The 18,808-nt window shown below is 67.1% G+C and carries 20 protein-coding genes; 13 read left to right on the top strand and 7 right to left on the bottom strand.

Translation table 11 applies throughout. The annotated features are described in order from the left end of the window. Window positions 1-178: 178 nt before the first annotated feature. Genes AMB_RS09435 through AMB_RS09420 form a run of 4 tightly spaced genes read right to left on the bottom strand, consistent with a single transcriptional unit; the run spans window position 179 to window position 3,414 of the window. A complete protein-coding gene (locus AMB_RS09435) occupies window positions 179-844 on the bottom strand; it encodes a DJ-1/PfpI family protein (protein WP_011384271.1) in 666 nt (221 codons plus the stop codon). 1 nt (window position 845) lies between these two features. Next, window positions 846-1,634 carry an ABC transporter ATP-binding protein gene (locus tag AMB_RS09430; protein WP_011384270.1) on the bottom strand — a complete coding sequence of 263 codons (789 nt, stop codon included), beginning with the start codon at window positions 1,632-1,634 and terminating at the stop codon, window positions 846-848. Then, window positions 1,622-2,389, bottom strand: a complete 768-nt coding sequence (locus AMB_RS09425; protein WP_011384269.1) for an ABC transporter permease — start codon at window positions 2,387-2,389, stop codon at window positions 1,622-1,624. The genes AMB_RS09430 and AMB_RS09425 overlap by 13 nt, the downstream gene beginning before the upstream one ends. After that, window positions 2,389-3,414, bottom strand: a complete 1,026-nt coding sequence (locus AMB_RS09420) for an ABC transporter substrate-binding protein (RefSeq protein WP_011384268.1) — start codon at window positions 3,412-3,414, stop codon at window positions 2,389-2,391. The genes AMB_RS09425 and AMB_RS09420 overlap by 1 nt, the downstream gene beginning before the upstream one ends. A gap of 173 nt (window positions 3,415-3,587) precedes the next feature. On the opposite strand from AMB_RS09420, the gene AMB_RS09415 reads away from it, so the two are divergent. The 9 genes from AMB_RS09415 to AMB_RS09375 all read left to right on the top strand — a co-directional run bounded on the left by AMB_RS09415 (window position 3,588) and on the right by AMB_RS09375 (window position 11,799). Further along, complete coding sequence (locus AMB_RS09415; protein ID WP_011384267.1) at window positions 3,588-4,712, top strand: aryl-sulfate sulfotransferase; 1,125 nt, start codon at window positions 3,588-3,590, stop codon at window positions 4,710-4,712. Window positions 4,713-4,770: 58 nt separating this feature from the next. Beyond that, window positions 4,771-5,001, top strand: coding sequence for a nitrate/nitrite transporter NrtS (gene nrtS / locus AMB_RS09410; protein ID WP_043744037.1), 231 nt, complete (start codon window positions 4,771-4,773; stop codon window positions 4,999-5,001). A 129-nt stretch (window positions 5,002-5,130) separates the two neighbouring features. Further along, window positions 5,131-6,540, top strand: a complete 1,410-nt coding sequence (locus AMB_RS09405; RefSeq protein ID WP_011384265.1) for an ABC transporter substrate-binding protein — start codon at window positions 5,131-5,133, stop codon at window positions 6,538-6,540. Window positions 6,541-6,545: 5 nt separating this feature from the next. Continuing rightward, entirely contained in the window at window positions 6,546-7,424 is an 879-nt protein-coding gene (locus tag AMB_RS09400; protein ID WP_197531985.1) for an ABC transporter permease, read from the top strand. Beyond that, window positions 7,421-8,242, top strand: coding sequence for an ABC transporter ATP-binding protein (locus tag AMB_RS09395; RefSeq protein WP_011384263.1), 822 nt, complete (start codon window positions 7,421-7,423; stop codon window positions 8,240-8,242). Before AMB_RS09400 ends, AMB_RS09395 begins: the two co-directional genes overlap by 4 nt. Window positions 8,243-8,252: 10 nt before the next feature. Beyond that, window positions 8,253-8,981, top strand: coding sequence for a Crp/Fnr family transcriptional regulator (locus AMB_RS09390; protein WP_011384262.1), 729 nt, complete (start codon window positions 8,253-8,255; stop codon window positions 8,979-8,981). 14 nt (window positions 8,982-8,995) lie between these two features. Then, window positions 8,996-10,150 (top strand): sulfotransferase family protein, encoded by a 1,155-nt coding sequence (locus AMB_RS09385; protein ID WP_011384261.1) that lies wholly within the window; start codon window positions 8,996-8,998, stop codon window positions 10,148-10,150. Next, complete coding sequence (locus tag AMB_RS09380; RefSeq protein ID WP_011384260.1) at window positions 10,110-10,880, top strand: ABC transporter permease; 771 nt, start codon at window positions 10,110-10,112, stop codon at window positions 10,878-10,880. The genes AMB_RS09385 and AMB_RS09380 overlap by 41 nt, the downstream gene beginning before the upstream one ends. Window position 10,881: 1 nt before the next feature. Next, a complete protein-coding gene (locus AMB_RS09375) occupies window positions 10,882-11,799 on the top strand; it encodes an ABC transporter substrate-binding protein (protein WP_011384259.1) in 918 nt (305 codons plus the stop codon). On the opposite strand, the gene AMB_RS09370 is transcribed toward AMB_RS09375, so the two are convergent. Beyond that, entirely contained in the window at window positions 11,759-12,652 is an 894-nt protein-coding gene (locus AMB_RS09370; protein WP_011384258.1) for an EAL domain-containing protein, read from the bottom strand. The two genes, AMB_RS09375 and AMB_RS09370, sit on opposite strands and share 41 nt — an antisense overlap. A gap of 198 nt (window positions 12,653-12,850) precedes the next feature. Here AMB_RS09370 and cysE point away from each other — a divergent pair, with 198 nt between their 5' ends. Genes cysE through AMB_RS09350 form a run of 4 tightly spaced genes read left to right on the top strand, consistent with a single transcriptional unit; the run spans window position 12,851 to window position 16,828 of the window. After that, the gene (cysE, locus tag AMB_RS09365; protein WP_043744033.1) at window positions 12,851-13,720 is read left to right on the top strand and encodes a serine O-acetyltransferase; all 870 of its coding nucleotides are present in this window, start codon (window positions 12,851-12,853) and stop codon (window positions 13,718-13,720) included. A 14-nt stretch (window positions 13,721-13,734) separates the two neighbouring features. Next, window positions 13,735-14,070 (top strand): DUF2325 domain-containing protein, encoded by a 336-nt coding sequence (locus AMB_RS09360; RefSeq protein ID WP_011384256.1) that lies wholly within the window; start codon window positions 13,735-13,737, stop codon window positions 14,068-14,070. A 23-nt stretch (window positions 14,071-14,093) separates the two neighbouring features. Beyond that, window positions 14,094-15,047, top strand: a complete 954-nt coding sequence (locus AMB_RS26025; protein WP_011384255.1) for a family 2A encapsulin nanocompartment shell protein — start codon at window positions 14,094-14,096, stop codon at window positions 15,045-15,047. Beyond that, window positions 15,044-16,828, top strand: a complete 1,785-nt coding sequence (locus AMB_RS09350; protein WP_011384254.1) for a family 2A encapsulin nanocompartment cargo protein cysteine desulfurase — start codon at window positions 15,044-15,046, stop codon at window positions 16,826-16,828. The genes AMB_RS26025 and AMB_RS09350 overlap by 4 nt, the downstream gene beginning before the upstream one ends. A 47-nt stretch (window positions 16,829-16,875) precedes the next feature. Here the strand turns inward: AMB_RS09350 and AMB_RS09345 are convergent, their stop codons facing one another. Together AMB_RS09345 and AMB_RS09340 are read right to left on the bottom strand one after the other, a co-directional pair. Further along, a complete protein-coding gene (locus AMB_RS09345; RefSeq protein WP_011384253.1) occupies window positions 16,876-17,325 on the bottom strand; it encodes an RrF2 family transcriptional regulator in 450 nt (149 codons plus the stop codon). Between the two features lie 50 nt (window positions 17,326-17,375). Beyond that, a complete protein-coding gene (locus tag AMB_RS09340) occupies window positions 17,376-18,743 on the bottom strand; it encodes a pyridoxal-phosphate dependent enzyme (protein ID WP_011384252.1) in 1,368 nt (455 codons plus the stop codon). Between the last annotated feature and the right edge of the window lie 65 nt (window positions 18,744-18,808).

The following is an 18,808-nucleotide window of genomic DNA, read 5'->3' as shown; positions in this document are numbered from 1 at the left end:
GCCGGCCCGCTTGACGTTGGCCTTGATGGCGGCCAGGGGCCGGCGGTGCCGCCGCCGATCGCCAGGATATCGGTCTCCACCTGACGGGTTCGGATTTCAGTCTGCGGCAGGGGCGGTCCTTTGACGAGAGCGGGTCTTGAGCCCGCCTCGCCCGACCGCCCACCCCGCCGTTGAGCAACTAATTGCCCGCGATTTCGACGTCGTCGCGATAGGTGGCGTAGCCGGCCTCGTACTCCATCAGCCGCGCCACCTCGGCCACCCAATCCTCGGCATAACCAGCCCGACGGAGAAGGTGGAATCCCAGTTCCATGCCGGACGCGATGCCGCCGGCGGTGACCATGCGCCCGGCATCGACGATCCGGGCCCGGCTGATCCGGCAGGTAGGCGCCAGTTGGGCCAGCCGGTCGATGGGAAGCTGGCCGATGCCCTGGGCCTCCAGCCGGTCGGGGTTCTTGCGGTTGGTGGCTGCCAAGCCGTCCAACAGCCCCATGCGGGCATAGACCCACGACCCGGTGCAGACGGAGGTCAGCAGGCAGCTTTCAGGCAGTTCGCGGACATAGTCGTGGAGACGGCGGTTGTGCTGTTCCTGCTTCAGGCCGGGGCCGCCGGGGATCAGCAGGGCGTCCAGGGCGGGACGGTCGGCGAAGCTGTAATTGGGCAGGACGGTGAAGCCCGACACCGCCTGCACGGGACGCAAGGCGTCGGCGATCAGGAACACGTCGATCTCCGGGTCCAGGCGGCGCGCCACCGAGAACACGCCGTAGGGCGAGGCGAAATCGACGATCTCCACATCCTTGCAGACGTAGACGCCCAGGCGGAAGCCGGGCTTGGCGCTGGTGGTCATGCTAGATTCCATCCTTGTAGAAGAAGGTTTCGTAAAGCTGGCTGCGCAGCGCGGTGGCGGTCGGGTCGTCGGCCAGATCGTTGCGGCAGCGCGGACGCGGCGCCTCGACGTCCAACTGGCGCAGGATGCGGGCGGGCGAGCCCCCCAGGACGATCACCCGGTCGGCCAGGTAGGTGGCCTCGTCGATGTCGTGGGTGACGAAGATGATGGAGGTGCCGGTCGCCTGCCAGATGGACAGCAACTGGTCCTGCAGGCCGTGGCGGGTGGCGGGGTCCAGCGCCCCGAACGGCTCGTCCATCAGCAGCAGGGCGGGACGCACGGCCAGGGCGCGGGCCAGGCCCACCCGCTGGCGCTGCCCGCCGGACAGGTGGTGCGGCCAGCGGTCGGCGAACTCGGTCAGCCCGACCAGGTCGAGGGCCGCCAAGGCGCGCCGCCGCCGTTCGTGGCGCGACTTGACCAGCCCCTCGAGGCCGTATTCCACATTGGCCAGCACCCGGCGCCAGGGCAGCAGGCGGGCATCCTGGAAGACCATGCCGATCTGGCGGGAGTCCGGCTCCTTGGGCGGCTCCACATATACCTGCCCGAGGACCGCCGGCACCAATCCGGCGATGACGCGCAGCAGGGTGGATTTCCCCGCTCCCGACTGCCCGACCAGGGCGATGAAGTCGCCGTGCCGCACCTCCAGGTCAAGATCCTGGAGAACGATCGCGTGGCTGCGGTCGCCGGGATAGCCGAAGGCCAGCCCCTCCAGGCGAATGACCGGGGGGCTAACGGGGGCTAGTGCGTCCATCGCAAGGTCCTTTCGGCGACCCAGATCACCGCCCCGTCGAAGATGGCGTAAAGCAGGGCGATGGTGGCCATGTAGAGCAGCACGATGTCGGTGGCCAGCACGCCCGAGGCCTCCATCATCCGCTGGCCGATGCCGGAGATGCCGAACAGTTCGGCGGCCAGCACCGCGATCCAGCCCATGCCCAACCCGGCCCGCAGACCGGAAAAGAGTCCCGGCGCGGCACCGGGCAGGACGACCTTGAGCAGGCGCTTGACCAGGCTGCCCTGGCCGAAGGCGTGGGCCAGCTCGATCAGCCCCCTGTCCACGCCCTTGACGGCGGTGTTGGCGGCGAAATAGTTCAGCCAGAACACGCCGATGGCGATGATGAAGGCCGCCGCACCCTCGGTGACCCCGAACCAGATGATGGCGAAGGGAATCCAGGCGATGGGCGGAATGGGGCGCAGCAGCCGGGCGATGCCCTCCTGCGAGGCCTCGACCAGCGGCCACAGGGCCGAGGCCACCCCCAGGGTGATGCCCAGGACGCTGCCGATCAGCACGCCCGCCGAATAATGTCCCAGACTGGCCACCACATAGGTCAGCCACATGCCACTACCGGCCTCCTTCTGGAAGGCGGCGACCACGCTGCTGGGCGGCGGAACCAGAATGGCGGGAATCAGCCCCGTCCGCGCCGCCGCCTCCCAGAGGCCGAGAAAGACGGCGATCCCGGCGAACATCGCCGGGCGCCGGGATCGGCTGGCGGTGACCGGCGACGCCATCAACGCCCCGCCTTGAGCGAATTATAGAAGCCGAGATCGAACAGCTCGGCATTGGGCACCTTCTTGGCCTGGGCGCCGATCTGCAACTGGAAGTCCTGCAAGGTCTCGGTGCTGGACAGGATCAGGTTGGGGTCGTCGGTGATGGGGTTGTAGGGCGACGACAGGGCGGCGACCATCACGTCTTCCTCGATCAGGCCCTTGCCCATGTGCTGGAGCACATCCTTGGCCGCCCGCTTGGGGTCCTTGCGGATCAGCTCCGTGGCCCGGGCGTTCAGTTCCACCAGCTTGCGGGCGGTGTCCGGGTGGGCCTTGATGAAGGACTCGCGCAGCGACAGCACGAAGCCAGGATGGCCGGGCATCAATTGCTTGCCGTTGGCCAGGACCTTGGCCGTGGGGTCCTTCTGCAAGACGATGGTGATCACCGGTTCCGGCATGGCGGCGCCGTCGGCGGCCTTGGCCAGGACGGCCTGCCGCACCTGCTCCTCGCCCTGGCCGAGAATCTGCACATCCTCGTCGGCGACCTTGTTGGCGGCGAGGTAATAGCGGATGGCGGTGTCGGGAATGGTGCCCTTGGGCAGGGCCGCGATCTTGGCCGGCCGCCCGGTCTCCTTGCGGAATCGGGCAAAGGCCTCGGCGGGCGTGGCGGTCTTGGCATAGGCCTCGGCCAGGGCGCCGGTGCCGACGAAGGATACCGATTCGATGCCGTTGGTGGCGACGATCTTCAGGTCGATGCCGCCGGCCCGCGCCACCACCACCGGCGAGACCGCCATATAGGTGGCGTCGAACTTGCCCGAGGCCAGGGCCTGAACCAAGGCGGGACCGGCATTGAAGCGGGTCAGCTTCAACTCGATCCCGGCCTCCTTGGCCCAGCCTTCGGATTCCATGACGAACAACTGGGCGATGGCCACGAACGGCACATAACCCACATCCACCGTCACCGGCTCGGCCCGCGCCACCGAGGGCAGCAAAGCCAGGGACGCGGCTGCCGACAGCACCCGCAACGCAACGCGACGACCAAACTTCATCTCGACCTCCTGCTCTGTAGCGGAGGCAATCTACAGTCTACTTGATTAGTGGACAATATGATTCTAGCGTATCAACACGTACAACGTACACAAACAACTCTTCAATCACTGTTAATTGAGCACAACGCCCAACGGCACACTCATCAATCATCACCCCAAACCCGAGGATTTCCATGACCCAGAAAAGTAGCGTCGATCAGAACACCATCCGCCGCCGCGGCGTCGGCCTGCGCGCCCTGGACCGGGATCGGGCCTTTCCCGGCTATACGCTGTTCGCCCCCATCACCGGCAGCGGGCAGGTCTATCTGGTCGATCTGGAGGGCAATGTGGTCCACCAGTGGAACCTGCCCTATCCGCCCGGCTCGTACGGCTATCTGCTGCCCAACGGCAATCTGTTCTACAGCGGCAAGACCACCGAGAACCTGGACGGGGTTCCCTGGTGGTTCAAGGGCGGCATCGTCCTGGAAGCCGATCCCTCGGGCAAGATCGTCTGGGAATATCGCCACCCCGACCACCACCACGACGCCAGGCGGCTGGCCAACGGCAACGTCGTCATCCTGGCCACCGAACGCATTCCGGCGGAGTTGGCCGCCAAGGTGCGGGGCGGCCTGCCCGGCACCGAGCTGCCTGACGGCGGCATCCTGGCCGATGTCATCCACGAGGTCACCTCCGAGGGCAAGATCATCTGGACCTGGCACGCCTTCGAGCATCTCGATCCCGAGACCGACATCATCACCAGCCACGACAAGCGCGAGGAATGGAGCCACGCCAACACGGTGGGCGAGTTGGCCGACGGCAATTTCATCCTCAGCTTCCGCAACCTGTCGACCGTGGTGATCGTCGAGCGCAGGACCGGCAAGATTATCTGGCGCCTGGGGCGCGAGACCCTGTCGCACCAGCACTACCCCCACGAATTGCCCAACGGCAATATCCTGATCTTCGACAACGGCACCTACCGCGAGAACGCGGCGCTGAACTTCTCGCGGGTGATCGAGGTGGACAAGAAGACCAAGGAGATCGTCTGGCAGTACACCGACACGCCGCTGCACAATTTCTTCAGCCCCTACATCTCCGGCGCCCAGCGCCTGCCCAACGGCAATACGCTGATCACCGAGGGCAATTACGGCCGCCTGTTCGAGGTCACCCCCGACAAGGAGATCGTCTGGGAATACGTCAATCCGCATTTCGCCCCCCAGCAGATCACCCGCGACCAATCCCCGGCGGTGCAGGGCGAGCAGAACTCGGTGTTCCGCTCGTTCCGCTATTCCGCCGAGCAGATTCCGTGGCTGAAACGTTAAGCGACCCTGGGTGCGGGGCGGCTCCGGCCGCCCCGCATACTCTTGCGGAGTCCCCCCCATGCCCGGATCTTTGATCCGCCGCTTCATCCAGGCGGCGACAAGCGACGGCCTCCAGCGCCGCTCGCTGACCCTGACGGCCATCGTCGGCACCTTGCTCAACCTGATCAATCAGGGCGATTCCCTGTTGTCGGGACACACCCCCAATCTGTTCAAGCTGGCGCTGACCTATGCCGTTCCCTATTGCGTGGCGACCATCGCCGGAGCCACCGCCCTGATGCGACGGCGCTGACAATTTAACATCATGAAAATGGACAACTACTGGCACAGCACATCAATCTGCTAGATTTTAGATTGACTCCCATGGGGGCGGTCGAGCAACGTCGGGGCAACGCAATTCCTCCCGCAGGAGACAGGGGACATGAGCCTTCGCACCGCGCTTCTCACCGGCGCCGCCATCCTGGCGCTGACCGCCCCGGCTCAGGCCGGCCAGACGCTGACCATCGGCATCGGCACCCAGGACACCACCACCAACACGGTGACCGCCGGCGCGGTGATCCGCGAGTTGAAGCTGCTGGACAAATACCTGCCCAAGACCGGCAAATACGCCGATATCACCGTCAAGCTGGACTGGCAGAACTTCACCTCCGGCCCGCCGGTGACCAACGGCATGATGGCGGGCAAGCTGCAGTTCGGCGCCATGGGCGACTATCCCCTGGTGGTCAACGGCTATACCTTCCAGTCCAATCCCGACGCCAAGAGCCAGCTGATCTCGGTGGCCGCCTACAACATCAACGGTTCCGGCAACGGGCTGGTGGTGCACAAGGACAGCCCCTATTACGAACTCTCGGACCTGAAGGGCAAGGTGGTCAGCGTCCCCTTCGGCTCGGCCGCCCACGGCATGCTGCTGAAGACCATGCAGGACAAGGGCTGGGGCGCCGATTACTGGAAGCTGGTGAGCCAAAGCCCCGAGGTGGGTGCCACCAACCTTCAGGAAAAGAAGATCGACGCCCACGCCGATTTCGTGCCCTTCGCCGAGCTGCTGCCCTTCCGCGGCTTCGCCCGCAAGATCTACGACGGGGTGGAAAGCGGCGCCGCCACCTGGCACGGCGTGGTCGTGCGCACCGACTTCGCCGAGAAGTATCCCGAGATCGTCGTGGCCTATCTCAAGGCCCAGATCGAGGCCGAGCAGTGGATCAAGGCCGATCCCAAGCGCGCCGCCGAGCAGATCGCCAAATGGACCGGCATCGACAAGGAAGTGGTCTACATCTTCCTGGGGCCGGGCGGCATCATGACCGTCGACCCCACCATCAAGCCCGCTTTGGTGGCCGACGCCGCCGACGATGCCCGCGTCCTGCAGAAGCTGGACCGCATCAAGGATTTCGACGTCGCCAAATGGGTCAACGATTCCTACATCCGCAAGGCCTATGCCGAGCTGGGCCTGAACTACGAGGGCCAGCTGTCCAGCCTGACCAATTACGAGGTCCGGGGCCACGATTCCTTCTGCAAGACCGCCATCGCCGAACCGCGCAAGGCCGGACAGATCTGGATCGAGAACGGCGACATCGCCGCCTATTCCTCGCCCAAATGCACCCTGGCGGCGTTCAACGACCTGAAGCGCAAGGGCCAGAAGGTCAAGGTAGCCTATCTCTACGACACCACGCTGGGCATCAAGCTGTTCGCCGATCAGGCCTTCTACGCCATCCCCCCCAAGGGCGGCGACGCCACGCCCTTCCTGGTGAAGAAGGACGCCGAGGCCCACGCCGCCCGGATCGGCGGCAAGGTGGCGGGCTTCGACGAAGCCCTGGTGGCGGTGGGCGCCGGGAGCTGATGGGGATGACGAAGAATTTCGCCCCCTCCCTCCCGCTTAGCGGGTCCCTCCCTCCCCCGGCCAGGCCGGGGGAGGGTTGGGGTGGGGGCCGTCTCCAGCTCCGCTCCTGGGCCCTGGGCATCACCTCCCTGGGGCTGTTCCTGGCAGCCTGGCATCTGGCCACCCTTTACCGGCTGGACCTGCATGTGCGCTTCGGCAACGTTCCTTCGCCCGAGGCGGTGCTGCGCCGGGCCCTGGTGGCCTTCGCCGATCCCCGCTTCCTCGAACACATCGCCATGAGCGTCCAGCGCATCGGTGCCGGCTTCGCCCTGGCGGCCATCGTCGCCGTGCCGCTGGGCATCGCCATGGGCCGCTTCGCTCCGCTGCGTTCGGCGGTCTATCCGGTGGTCGAGGTGCTGCGCCCCATCCCGGCCATCGCCTGGGTGCCCATGTCCATCATGCTGTGGCCCAGCAACGAGGAAAGTATCGTCTTCATCACCTTCCTGGGCTCGTTCTTTCCCATCCTGATCAACACCCTGCACGGGGTGGCGGCCATCGACCCCGCCCTGGTCCGGGCATCGCGCTCGCTGGGCGCGGGCGAGGCCGCCCTGTTCCGCCATGTCTTCCTGCCCGGGGCGCTGCCGCACATCTTCACCGGCCTGACGGTGGGCATGGGGGTGGCCTGGGTGTCGCTGATCGCCGCCGAGATGATCTCGGGGCAATTCGGCATCGGCTATTTCACCTGGGAAGCCTATGCCCTGGTGCAATACGCCGACATCGTGCTGGGCATGCTGCTGATCGGGGTGCTGGGGCTGGCCTCCAGCGGCCTGATCCGCCTGCTGGGCCGCGCCGTCATGCCGTGGAGCACCGCCTCCGCCCCCCTTCGCCGCGAGGCCCGCCCATGAACGCCCTTCCCAACCGCCGCAGCCTGACCGTCACCCGGGGCCGAATCGGCATCCAGCGCCTGTCGGTCAGCTTCGGCGCCCATGCGGCGGTCGAGGATTTCTCGCTGGAAATCGAACCGGGCGAGTTCGTCTGCCTGCTGGGGCCGTCGGGCTGCGGCAAGTCGACGGCGCTCAACGCGGTGGCCGGCTTCCTGCGCCCGGCACGGGGCCGCGTGGCGGTCGACGGCGTCGAGGTCACCGGCCCGGGGCCGGAACGTGGCATGGTGTTCCAGCAGCATTCGCTGTTCCCCTGGAAGACCGTGCTGGAAAACGTCGCTTTCGGGCCGCGCATGCAGGGCAAGACCCGCGCCGAGGCCCGCGACCTGGCCAGGGAATACCTGGATCTGGTCGGCCTGGGCGGGTCCGCCCAGCGCTATCCCGCCGCGCTTTCGGGCGGCATGGCCCAGCGGGTGGGCATCGCCCGCGCCCTGGTCAACCATCCCAGCGTGCTGCTGATGGACGAGCCGTTCGGAGCCCTGGACGCCCAGACGCGGTCCATCATGCAGGAGAGCCTGCTGCGCCTGTGGGGCCAGATCGGCAACACCGTGCTGTTCGTCACCCACGACATCGACGAGGCCCTGTTCCTGGCCGACCGGGTGGTGGTGATGAGTGCCGCGCCGGGCCGGGTGCTGCTCGACCTGCGGCTCGACCTGCCCCGCCCCCGACCCGAGGACGTCTTCGCCACGCCCCAATTCGCCGAGCACAAGCGCCAATGCCTGCGGCTGATCCGCCAGGAAAGCCGCCGCGCCTTCGACTTCATCGATGGCGCCGGAATCTGAGGAGGACACCATGACCGCCAATGCCGCCCGAGCCTTGCCCGCCCCGTCGCTCCACCTGCACGAGGATGACGGCGCCGCGCTGAGCCCCAACCTGCTGGCCGGCCTGTCCGACGAGGAATACGCCCAGGTCCTGGCGGTGTCCTCGGTCCAGCACCATGCCGCCGGCGCCACGGTGTTCCAGCAGGGCGACCACCACGACGGCATCTTCATCATTCTGGCCGGGCAGGTGCGCAGCTATTACACCGGCCCGTCGGGGCGCGAGATCACCCTGGCCTATTGGTCGCCGGGCAATTTCGTCGGCGGTCCCGAGATCTTCGGCGGCAGCCCGCACATGTGGTCGGGCCAGGCCATCCGCCCGACCCAGGTGCTGCATGTCAGGGGCCGCGAGCTGCGCCAGTTGCTGGACCGGCTGCCGCGGCTCACCCTGGCCCTGGTCGAGGCCCTGGTCCACAAGGGCAAGGCCTATTCCGCCCTCATCCACATGCTGGGCACCCGCTCGGCCGCCGAGCGCCTCGCCCAGCTTCTGCTGCTGATGGCCAATCTGGACGGCCGGCGCACCGCCGACGGCATCGCCATCAGCCGCACCCTGACCCAGGAGGATCTGGCCAAGATGGTCGGCTCGACCCGGCAATGGGTCACCACCACCCTGGAGCGCTTCCGCGAGCAGGGCATGGTGGACGTCACCCCCACCCGCATCCTCATCCGCGACGAAGAGCGCCTGCGCCGCTTCGCCGGCTAACCAAGAGAGTCCCCATGCCCGTCACCCTGTCCCAGCGTCCCATTTTCGTCATCGGCCCCGAGCGCTCCGGCACCACCCTGGTGATGGCCATGCTCGGCAATCATCCCGACATCGCCGTGCCCGAGGTGGCGTGGTTCTATCCCCGTTTCCGTCCCTATGTTCACACCCATGGCGACCTGTCCGAGGGCACCAATTTCCGCGCCCTGGTCGAGGAGATGATCTTCGGCCTGAAGACGCCATTCTTCGACCTCCCGGTCAATCCGCGCACCATCGTCGACGAACTGGTGGCCGAAGCCCCTGAGCGCAGCTTCGCCGGCGCCTATGCCGCCATCCTGGGGCGCTACGCCCGGCATGCGGGCAAGCCGCGCTGGGGCGAGAAGACTCCCTACAACCTGTTCTTCGTGGACCAGATCCTGGAGGACTTCCCCAACGCCCAATTCGTGGTCATCACCCGGGACGGCCGCGACGCCAGCGCCGATTACCTGGAATCCTCGTTCGGCCCCACCAACATCCTGGCCGCCGCCGAGATCTGGGCGCTGAACCAGCGGACCATCGCGGCGGCACGGGCCAAGGTTGCCCCCGGGCAGTGGTTCGACGTGCGCTACGAGACCCTGGTGCGCCAGCCCGAGGCCGAGTTGAAGCGCATCGCCGCCTTCCTGGGGGTGGAGTACAGCCCGGCCTTCCTGGAGTTCCACACCACCTCCATCGCCCAGGCGCGCGGCGCCCAGCGCGACCATGCGCCGCTGGGGCACCCGGTCAGCGACCGCTATATCGGCATCCACAAGACCCTGCTCAGCCTGCGCGACCAGCGGGTCTTCGCCGCCATCGCCGGCAGGGAACTGGCCGAGGCCGGCTATGAACTGGACGTGGAGCCTCAGCCCCCCACCGAGGCCGAGGCGCGGCGCTGGCGGGATTACGATGCCCGTATCCGTGCCGCCACCCTGGACAGCGAGGACGGCCATGTGGTCTACGAAAGCTACAACGACTGGCTGGCCGACCAGCGCGAGGCCCGGCGCCGCAAAGGCCTGTGGACCGATCACCCCAGCCCCACCCCCTTCCCCATCGGCACCCCCCACGAGGAACTGGTCCAGGGCTTCCGGGCCTGGCGCCACTGGAAGGAGGCCTTCGGTGTCAAGCGCCGCTATACGTCGAGCCGCCCGGTTCTCTAGCGCCCTGTCGGGCCTGGGGCTGCTGGTCGCCTTCTGGGCCCTGGCGGCGGCGGGACTGGACAATCCGGTCCTGCTGCCCTCGCCCGCCGAGGTGGCCGGGGTGCTGGGTGAGGTGATCGGCTCGGGAGCCTTTCACCGCGACCTGGGGGCCTCGCTGCGCCGGGTGCTGGGCGGTTATGTGCTGGCCTCGGGCCTGGCGGTGCCGCTGGCCCTGGTGATGGCCGCCTGGGGACCGCTGCGGCAATCGCTGCTGCCGGTGGTCAGCCTGCTGCGCCCCATTCCGCCCATCGCCTGGATACCGTTGGCCATCCTGTGGTTCGGCCTGGGCGACGCCCCCAGCTTCTTCATCACCGCCATCGCCGCCTTCTTTCCCATCTTCCTCAACGCCTTCGCCGGGGGGCTGGCGGTGGGCGGGCGTTATCTGGACGCCGCCCGCTGCCTGGGGGCCACCCGACTGGCCTTGTTGCTCGAGGTGCGACTGCCCGCCGCTCTGCCCATGATCGCCACCGGCCTGCGCATCGGCCTGGGGCAAAGCTGGATGGCGGTGGTCACCGCCGAGCTGATCGCCGCCCAAAGCGGCCTGGGCTACATGATCCAGGCCAACCGCCTGACCCTTCAGACCGCCCATGTCCTGGTGGGCATGGTCACCATCGGCACGCTGGGCGCCCTGATGACCTGGGCCTTCACCCTGGCCGAACGCCGCCTTCTCGTCCCCTGGCAGGAGAATTGACATGACCCGATTGCTGGCCCTGGCGGTCACTCTGTTCCTCGCCCTCCCGGCCGCCGCCCAGGACAAGCTGCGGCTGGGCTATCCCGCCGGAATGAACGGCCAGATCGTCACCATCCTGGAAAAGGCCAATCTCGCCGCCGCCCGCGGCCAGGAGGTGGAGTACACCTTCTTTCAGAACGGCCCGCCCATGATGGAGGCCTTCGCCGCCGGCCAGTTGGACGTCGCCGTCACCAGCCTGATGCCGCTGGCCACCTTCGCCGCCCGCCTGCCGGGCCAGGCGGTGATCGTCTCGGGCCTCGGCCATTCCAGCTACGCCCTCCTGGTGAAGGCGGCAAGCCCGGTGGCCAAACTGGCGGACCTCAAGGGCAAACGGATCGCCGTATCGTTCGGGTCGGACAGCCATCTCGACCTGCTGGCCTCGCTGGCCGAGGCCGGACTCGACCCCAAGACCGACGTGGAGCTTCTCAACATCCAGCCCGCCGAACTGCCGGTGGCGTTGGAGAAGGACCATGCCGACGCCATTGTCATCCGCCAGCCCCAGGTGCTGCGGCTACAGCAGAGCCAAGGCGCCCGGCTGATCAAGAGCTGGCCTCACACCTACGTGGTCCTGGCCCGCGCCGCCTACTTGGAGAAGCACCCCGACGCCATCCGTTCGCTGACCGGCGCCCTGGCGGATTCGGTGGCCTATATCCGCGCCCGCCCGGAACAGGCCGCCGAGTGGTTCGGCGAGAAGCTGCGCGTCGATGCCGCCACGGTCAGGCAGGTGTCCGCCGAGAACCCGCTGATCGCCTCGCCCCACTATTACCAGTTGGGCGTCACTCCGGATTTGCGCGCCGTCACCGCCCGCTGGATGACCGAGGCGCACAAATGGGGGCTGATCAAAAGCCCGGTGGATGCCGGGCGGCTGTTCCTGCCATAGGCGATGTGGGGCGGTGCTGCAGGCGCTCTGCCGGTCGGGCGTAGAGATAGCCCTGCAGCATGTCCACCCCGGCGTCCACAGCCAGGGAATGCTGGGACACAGTCTCGATTCCCTCGCACACCACCCGCGCCCCCAGGTCGTGAATGATCTCCACCAGCTTGGGCAGGATCTTGCGGGCGCGGGGGTTGGCGGTGGACTGGACGATCAGGCTGCGGTCGAGCTTGACGATGTCGGGCGACAGCCGCCACAGCCGGTCGAAATTGGAGTTCCGGCAGCCAAAATCGTCGATGGCGATGCCGAAGCCCCGTTGCAGATAGGCGGCGATGGCCTCGGTCAGGCGGCCGAAATCGTTGATGCGCGATTCCAGGATCTCCAGCACCACCTGCCCCGGCCTCAGGCCGCAATGGCCGAGCAGCGCCTCGAAGAAGGTGCCGTGGGTGCCGCCCTGGACGTTGAGGAGATGCCGCCCGTCCACGTTGAGGTACAGAACGGCGTCCGGCCCGGCCTGGGCCGCGAAGTTGATGGCGTGGATGGTGCGGCACAGGCGGTCGAAATGGACGATCCGCTCTGGGGTCTTGGGGATACGGAACGCCTGTTCGGGTGAGATGGACCGTTGCCGGTCGTCGTCGACCCGCAGCAAGGCTTCATGGGCAGCCGCACGCATGGAATCGGCCAGGAACAGCGGCTGGAACGCCGAACGCAGACTGAGGTCGCCATAGCGCCCGACGGCGCCGGCATCCTCGAAATGAACGCAATGCTCCAGCAGCGGGGAGGCGCCGCTCCGTTCCTCGAAATGGGCGATCAGTTGCTCGAACTGGATCGCAGAGCCGTCCTTGTTGGTCATGAAGCTCATTCCGACCACTCCCTCTTTCGACGGCACGCCGAAAACGGGTGCCGGACGGATAGTCTCGCCTGACGCTATACATTTTTCTAGTAGATAAATTGTCTATGTCGGCGCGCTGCGTCCTTGCGATATTTTTCTATTGATCTAGTAGATTTATGATGTAAGTGTTTCCGGCAGGATGATGCGATCATGAGGGGAACAGGAACCATGACTCAGCCGGCACCGGGGCGCTTGACGCTGATCATCGGCCAAGACCGCGAATCCGCCCGTTTCTCCGATGGCCTGTGGGCCGAACTGCGCCGGGAGGCCGAGGAGGCCTTAGCCGGCGCCCCCATGCTGAGGCGGCTGTTCATCGACAACATCCTGGAGCAGCCCACCTTCGAGGCGGCGGTGTTCCATCGCATCTCGCAGCGCCTGAAGAACGAGGTGGTGACCTTGCCGCTGCTGACCGAGACCTTCGCCCGCGCCGTCGCCGCCACCCCCAAGATCGCCCAGGCGCTGCGGGCCGACATCGCCGCCGTGCTCGACCGCGACCCAGCCACCCAACGCTTCATCGAGCCGTTCCTCTACTTCAAGGGCTTCCACGCGGTGCAGACCCACCGCCTCGCCCACTGGCTGTGGAGCCGGGGCGAGCGGGACTTCGCGCTCTATCTGCAAAGCCGCTCCTCCGACGTCTTCCAGACCGACATCCACCCGGCCGCCCGCTTCGGCCAGGGCGTCTTCCTCGACCACGCCACCGGCCTGGTGGTGGGCGAAACCGCCGTGGTGGAGGACGACGTCTCCCTGCTGCAAAACGTGACGCTGGGCGGCACCGGCAAGGAAAGCGGCGACCGCCACCCCAAGGTCCGCCAGGGCGCCATCATCGGCGCCGGCGCCAAGATCCTCGGCAATATCGAGATCGGCGCCCATTCGCGCATCGCCGCCGGCTCGGTGGTGCTGAAAGCGGTAGAGCCCCATTCCACCGTGGCCGGCATTCCCGCCCGTATCATCCGCACCACTAACGACCCCGAGGTTCTGCGCACCAAGGAAGAGATCCTGACGGCGCTGTCCTATGAATCCTTCGACTATTCCATCTGAGAGGAGCCCTCCGCATGTCCTCCCCAGCCACGGAAACCTTCGATCTCACCGGCCGCCTGATCCTTTACGTGGGCGGCCGTCACCAGCACGTGGCCCATCTGCGCCGCCTGGTGGAGGAGCGCGGCGGCGGCTTTGTCCACCATGACGGCGGCGTCGAGCAAAGCATGACCAAGCTGGCCAACCACCTGGAGCGCGCCGACGCAGTGCTGTTCCCCGTGGGCTGCGTCAGCCATCAGGCCCAAAGCAAGGTCAAAGGCCTGTGCCGCCGCTTCCATAAGCCGTTCCGCCCCTTACGCAGCACCGGCATCGCCGCCGTGCTCGAGGCGCTGGAATCGGTCGCCGCCCACTGATTTTTCAACAAGGAGAAGACTGCATGTCCGAGGATACCGAGGTGCGCCGCACCCTCAACGAGCAGGCGGCACGCCAGCTCGCCAACGCCACCAAGACCCGCGCCCAATGGTCGGGGATCACGCCGCGCTGGCTGGTCTCGTTCCTGCCCTGGACTCCGGTCGAGGCCGGCATCTACCGCCTGAACCGGGTCAAGGAAAGCGGCGCCGACGCCTCCGCCGACGTCAAGTGCAGCCCGCGCAACGACGCTGACCTGCCGGAAAGCTTCGTGCCCTACGAGGAAAGTCCGCGCGAATACTCGCTGAACGCGGTGACCACCGTGCTGGACGTTCAGACCCGGGTCTCGGACCTCTATTCCCACCCCATCGACCAGATTCAGGAACAGCTGCGCCTGCTGATCGAGAAGGTGAAGGAGAAGCAGGAATACGAGCTGATCAACAACGCCGAATACGGCCTGCTGACCAACGCCGCCAAAAGCCAGCGCATCAAGACCCGCAGGGGTGCCCCCACTCCCGACGACCTGGACGAGTTGATCTCCAAGGTCTGGAAGGAGCCGTCCTTCTTCCTGGCCCACCCCAAGGCCATCGCCGCCTTCGGCCGCGAATGCACCAAGCGCGGCGTGCCGCCACCCACCGTCAACCTGTTCGGCACCAATTTCCTCACCTGGCGCGGCCTGCCCCTGGTACCCAGCGACAAGCTGACCATCTCCGCCGAGGGCAAGAAGAGCGGCAAGACCAACATCTTGCTGATCCGCACCGGCGAGAAGAAGCAGGGCGTGGTCGGCCTGTTCCAGCCCGGCGTGCCCGGCGAAGTGGCGCCATCGCTGTCGGTTCGCTTCATGGGCATCAACCGCAAGGCCATCGCCTCGTACCTGATCTCGCTCTATTGCTCGGCCGCCTTGCTCACCGAGGATGCGCTGGCGGTGCTCGAGGATGTCGAGGTCGATCACTACTTCGATTACGACAAGAAGTTCGCATGACCCAGCCGCTCTCCCTCGAGCTGCCGTCTTCTCCCTCCCCGGCGGCATTGCCCGCCGGGGATTGGGAGGAACCGTCAGCGGGCTTCGCCGGCGCCCCCGATGCCCGGCTGATCGCCCAGATGGCCAACGCCCTGTTCAGCGCCCAGCCCGGCCAGTCGGCTCCCTCCTTCGGCGTGGCGCCGCCCTCGCTCCCGCTGATCGAGGCAGCCCCCACCGGCGGATTCGTGCCGCCCGGCGTGCCGGCGCCCCCCTCGGTCGGCAACGTCACCCCGGTGCCTCAGGTGCCGCAGGTGGGACCGCTGGCCGCCGCCCCCGCCGCCCCTCCCGGCAACCCTGCCGCCTTTCCGCCCACCGTGCTGCCGGGCGAGCCGGATTTGCGGGGCGTCCTCAACCAGTTGGGCGACGTAGTGCGCCTAGTGCCTCCCGGCCACGGGATCGAGCCGCCCGCCGCCGCTCCAGAACCGCCGCCCGGTCCGTCGACTGAGTCCCCCCCATTGCTGGCCATCGAGTTGCGGCCCGATCTGGTCCCCGACCTCAGGGGGACCTCGTCGCGGGTCGGGGTCTTCGACGCCCATGCGGTCAAGCGCGACTTTCCCATCCTGAACCAGCAGGTTCACGGCAAGCCGCTGATCTGGCTGGACAACGCCGCCACCACCCAGAAGCCGCGCCAGGTGATCGAACGCCTGACGCGCTATTACGAGCACGAGAACTCCAACATCCACCGCGCCGCCCATGCCCTGGCGGCCCGCTCTACCGACGCCTACGAGGCGGCCCGGGAAAAGACCCGGCGCTTTCTCAATGCCGGCTCCACCGAGGAAATCGTCTTCGTCAGGGGCGCCACCGAAGGCATCAACCTGATCGCCAAGGCCTGGGGCGAGCGCAACGTGCGTGAAGGCGACGAGATCGTCGTCACCTGGCTGGAGCACCACGCCAACATCGTGCCCTGGCAGCAATTAGCCGCCAAGGTTGGTGCCCGGCTGCGCGTCGCCCCGGTGGATGATTCGGGCCAGATCATCCTGGAGGAGTACGAGAAGCTCCTGGGTCCCCGCACCCGCCTCGTCTCGCTGACCCAGGTGTCCAACGCGCTGGGCACCGTCACCCCGGCCGCTGAAATGACCGCCATGGCCCATCGCCACGGCGCACTGGTGCTGGTGGACGGCGCCCAGGCGGTGTCGCACATGCCCGTCGACGTCCAGGCCCTGGACTGCGACTTCTACGTCTTTTCCGGCCACAAGGTGTTCGCCCCCACCGGCATCGGCGCGGTGTTCGGCAAAAAGGCGGTGCTGGAGCACATGCCGCCCTGGCAGGGCGGCGGCAACATGATCGCCGACGTCACCTTCGAGAAGACCCTGTTCCAGCCCGCCCCCGCCCGCTTCGAGGCGGGGACCGGCAACATCGCCGACGCGGTGGGTCTGGGGGCGGCCATCGACTACGTGGAAGCCATCGGCATGGCGACCATCGCCGCCTGGGAGCATCAGTTGCTGGAATACGGCACCCAGGGGCTGCTCTCCATCCCCGGCCTGCGCCTGGTCGGCACGGCGAAGGAGAAGGCCGGCGTGCTGTCCTTCGTCATCGATGGCTGCCGCACCGAGGACATCGGCAAGGCTCTCGACGGCGAGGGCATCGCCGTGCGCTCCGGCCATCACTGCGCCCAGCCCATCCTGCGCCGCTTCGGCGTGGAATCCACGGTGCGGCCGTCACTGGCCTTCTACAACACGTACGAGGATCTGGACGCGTTGGTGAACGCGCTCAGACGCCTCCCGTCGGCGCGGGGAATATAGCGAAAGCGTCATGGCCGGGCTTGTCCCGGCCATCCACGCCGGATACTTCAGATGTCGTACATCAGCACCGTTTCGGCGCGCGCCTTGCTGACCCGCATGTCGGCCAGCGAGGTGTTGTCGAGAATGGCGGCGATGGCGTCGCGCACATCCTGCATGACGGCGCGGACCGTGCAGGCCGCCTCGTCCAGGCAATCCTCGCACGGGCGATAGGCGGTGCGCGACACGCACGGAATGGGGGCCAGAGGGCCGTCCAGGATGCGGACGATATCGCCCACCATGATCCGCTCGGCCGGGCGGGCCAGCACGTAGCCGCCGCCCTTTCCCTTCTTGGACGACAGCAGCCCCTGGTTCTTCATCTCGAGAAGAATGGCGTCGAGAAACTTCTTGGGGATGTGCTCGGCCTCGGCCACATCGGCGATCAGACATGGCCCCAACCCCTCGTGGCGGGCCAAGTGAACCATGGCCTTCAGGCCGTATTTCGCCTTGCTTGAGAGCATAACCCCATCCAATCAATAGACTGATAGGAAAGACCAGCTTTCCGTCCCGGTCAAGCCGCCAGTTTGCGCCGCAGGTGATTGAGCAGATCCATGCGGGTCACCAGCCCCAGGAATCGCTCGCCGTCCACCACGATGGCCACCCAGCCGCGATCGAACAACGGCAGCAGCCGTTCCGGCGGCGTTTGGGGCGTCACGGTCTCGATCTTGCGGGTCATGGCGTCCCTCACCGGCAGGTCGAAGCCGAACTTGCCCTCGGCCAGGGCGATCAAAACGTCGGATTCGTCCAGCAGCCCGATGCAGCGATCCCCCACCACCACCGGCACCTGCGACACGTCGTTGACCCGCATGCGGTTGTAGGCGGTGGACAGGGTGTCGTCGGGGCGCACGGTGATCGCCGCCCCTTCGTCATGGCGCCGCGAGATGAGATCGCGCAGATCGCCATGCTCGTCTCGCTGCAGCAACCCCTGGTCGGCCAGCCAGGATTCGTCGTGCAGGCGCGACAGGTGGCGGTTGCCCGCGTCGCAGACCAGGGTCGCTACCCGCTTGGGCGCGGTCTGCTCGCGGCAATAGCGAAGCGCTGCGGCCAGCAGGGTGCCCGACGACGAGCCGACCAGCAGCCCCTCGATCCTCAGCACCAGCCGCGCCGTGGCGAAGCTTTCCCGGTCCGAGACCGAATAGGCGCGAGTGACGCGGGAAAAGTCGCTGACCATGGGGATGCTGTCGCCGCCAATGCCTTCCACCAGCCACGACCCGGCCTCTCCCACCCGGCCGGTGCGGACGTAATCGGCCAGCACCGAGCCGCGCGGGTCGGCCAGCACCATCTCGGTCGCGGGCGACCGGCGGGCGAAGAAGCGGGACAGCCCGGTGAGGGTGCCGCCCGAACCCGCCCCCGCCACCACGGCGTCCACCCGGCCACCCATCTGCTCCCACAATTCCGGGCCGGTGCCGTCCTCGTGCGCCGCCGGATTGGCCGGATTGTTGAACTGGTCGATGAAATGGGCGCCGGTCTCGCCGGCCAGGCGGGAGGCCACGTTCTGGTAATGCTCGGGATGACGCCGGGGCACGTCGGAACGGGCCAGCACCACCTCGGCCCCCATGGCGCGCAGATGGGAGACCTTGTCGAGTCCCGCCTTGTCGGGAATGACCAGAGTCAGGCGATAGCCGCGATGGGCGGCCAGCAGGGCCAGGGCCAGCCCGGTATTGCCGGCGGTGGCCTCCACCAGATGGCCGCCGGGCCTCAACAGCCCGTCCCGCTCAGCGGCGCGCACCATGGACAGGGCGGCGCGGTCCTTGATGGAGCCGGAAGGATTGCGGCTCTCCAGCTTGACGAACAGGCGGCAGGGCGCCGTGTCGAGGTTGGTAAGCTCGATCAGCGGGGTATTTCCGATCTGGCACAGCAGGTCGGCGTCGTAAGGCATTCCCGTCTCCATAACTCTATCAGAAACAATAGAAATAAAATGTTGGCAGCCCCCTGGATCCGAGT

The organism is Paramagnetospirillum magneticum AMB-1, assembly GCF_000009985.1.
Classification (GTDB): domain Bacteria; phylum Pseudomonadota; class Alphaproteobacteria; order Rhodospirillales; family Magnetospirillaceae; genus Phaeospirillum; species Phaeospirillum magneticum.
This window is presented reverse-complemented; position numbering and strand designations above follow the sequence as displayed.

What these genes read in the sequence shown, in the direction of transcription:
- AMB_RS09375 (WP_011384259.1), top strand. Translation starts at nt 10,882, where the DNA reads ATGACCCGATTGCTGGCCCTGGCGGTCACTCTGTTCCTCGCCCTCCCG.
- AMB_RS09405 (WP_011384265.1), top strand. Translation starts at nt 5,131, where the DNA reads ATGAGCCTTCGCACCGCGCTTCTCACCGGCGCCGCCATCCTGGCGCTG.
- AMB_RS09370 (WP_011384258.1), bottom strand. Translation starts at nt 12,652, where the DNA reads ATGAGCTTCATGACCAACAAGGACGGCTCTGCGATCCAGTTCGAGCAA.
- AMB_RS09400 (WP_197531985.1), top strand. Translation starts at nt 6,546, where the DNA reads ATGACGAAGAATTTCGCCCCCTCCCTCCCGCTTAGCGGGTCCCTCCCT.
- AMB_RS09390 (WP_011384262.1), top strand. Translation starts at nt 8,253, where the DNA reads ATGACCGCCAATGCCGCCCGAGCCTTGCCCGCCCCGTCGCTCCACCTG.
- AMB_RS09430 (WP_011384270.1), bottom strand. Translation starts at nt 1,634, where the DNA reads ATGGACGCACTAGCCCCCGTTAGCCCCCCGGTCATTCGCCTGGAGGGG.
- AMB_RS26025 (WP_011384255.1), top strand. Translation starts at nt 14,094, where the DNA reads ATGTCCGAGGATACCGAGGTGCGCCGCACCCTCAACGAGCAGGCGGCA.
- AMB_RS09420 (WP_011384268.1), bottom strand. Translation starts at nt 3,414, where the DNA reads ATGAAGTTTGGTCGTCGCGTTGCGTTGCGGGTGCTGTCGGCAGCCGCG.
- AMB_RS09340 (WP_011384252.1), bottom strand. Translation starts at nt 18,743, where the DNA reads ATGCCTTACGACGCCGACCTGCTGTGCCAGATCGGAAATACCCCGCTG.
- AMB_RS09360 (WP_011384256.1), top strand. Translation starts at nt 13,735, where the DNA reads ATGTCCTCCCCAGCCACGGAAACCTTCGATCTCACCGGCCGCCTGATC.
- nrtS (WP_043744037.1), top strand. Translation starts at nt 4,771, where the DNA reads ATGCCCGGATCTTTGATCCGCCGCTTCATCCAGGCGGCGACAAGCGAC.
- AMB_RS09350 (WP_011384254.1), top strand. Translation starts at nt 15,044, where the DNA reads ATGACCCAGCCGCTCTCCCTCGAGCTGCCGTCTTCTCCCTCCCCGGCG.
- AMB_RS09435 (WP_011384271.1), bottom strand. Translation starts at nt 844, where the DNA reads ATGACCACCAGCGCCAAGCCCGGCTTCCGCCTGGGCGTCTACGTCTGC.
- cysE (WP_043744033.1), top strand. Translation starts at nt 12,851, where the DNA reads ATGACTCAGCCGGCACCGGGGCGCTTGACGCTGATCATCGGCCAAGAC.
- AMB_RS09345 (WP_011384253.1), bottom strand. Translation starts at nt 17,325, where the DNA reads ATGCTCTCAAGCAAGGCGAAATACGGCCTGAAGGCCATGGTTCACTTG.
- AMB_RS09395 (WP_011384263.1), top strand. Translation starts at nt 7,421, where the DNA reads ATGAACGCCCTTCCCAACCGCCGCAGCCTGACCGTCACCCGGGGCCGA.
- AMB_RS09385 (WP_011384261.1), top strand. Translation starts at nt 8,996, where the DNA reads ATGCCCGTCACCCTGTCCCAGCGTCCCATTTTCGTCATCGGCCCCGAG.
- AMB_RS09425 (WP_011384269.1), bottom strand. Translation starts at nt 2,389, where the DNA reads ATGGCGTCGCCGGTCACCGCCAGCCGATCCCGGCGCCCGGCGATGTTC.
- AMB_RS09415 (WP_011384267.1), top strand. Translation starts at nt 3,588, where the DNA reads ATGACCCAGAAAAGTAGCGTCGATCAGAACACCATCCGCCGCCGCGGC.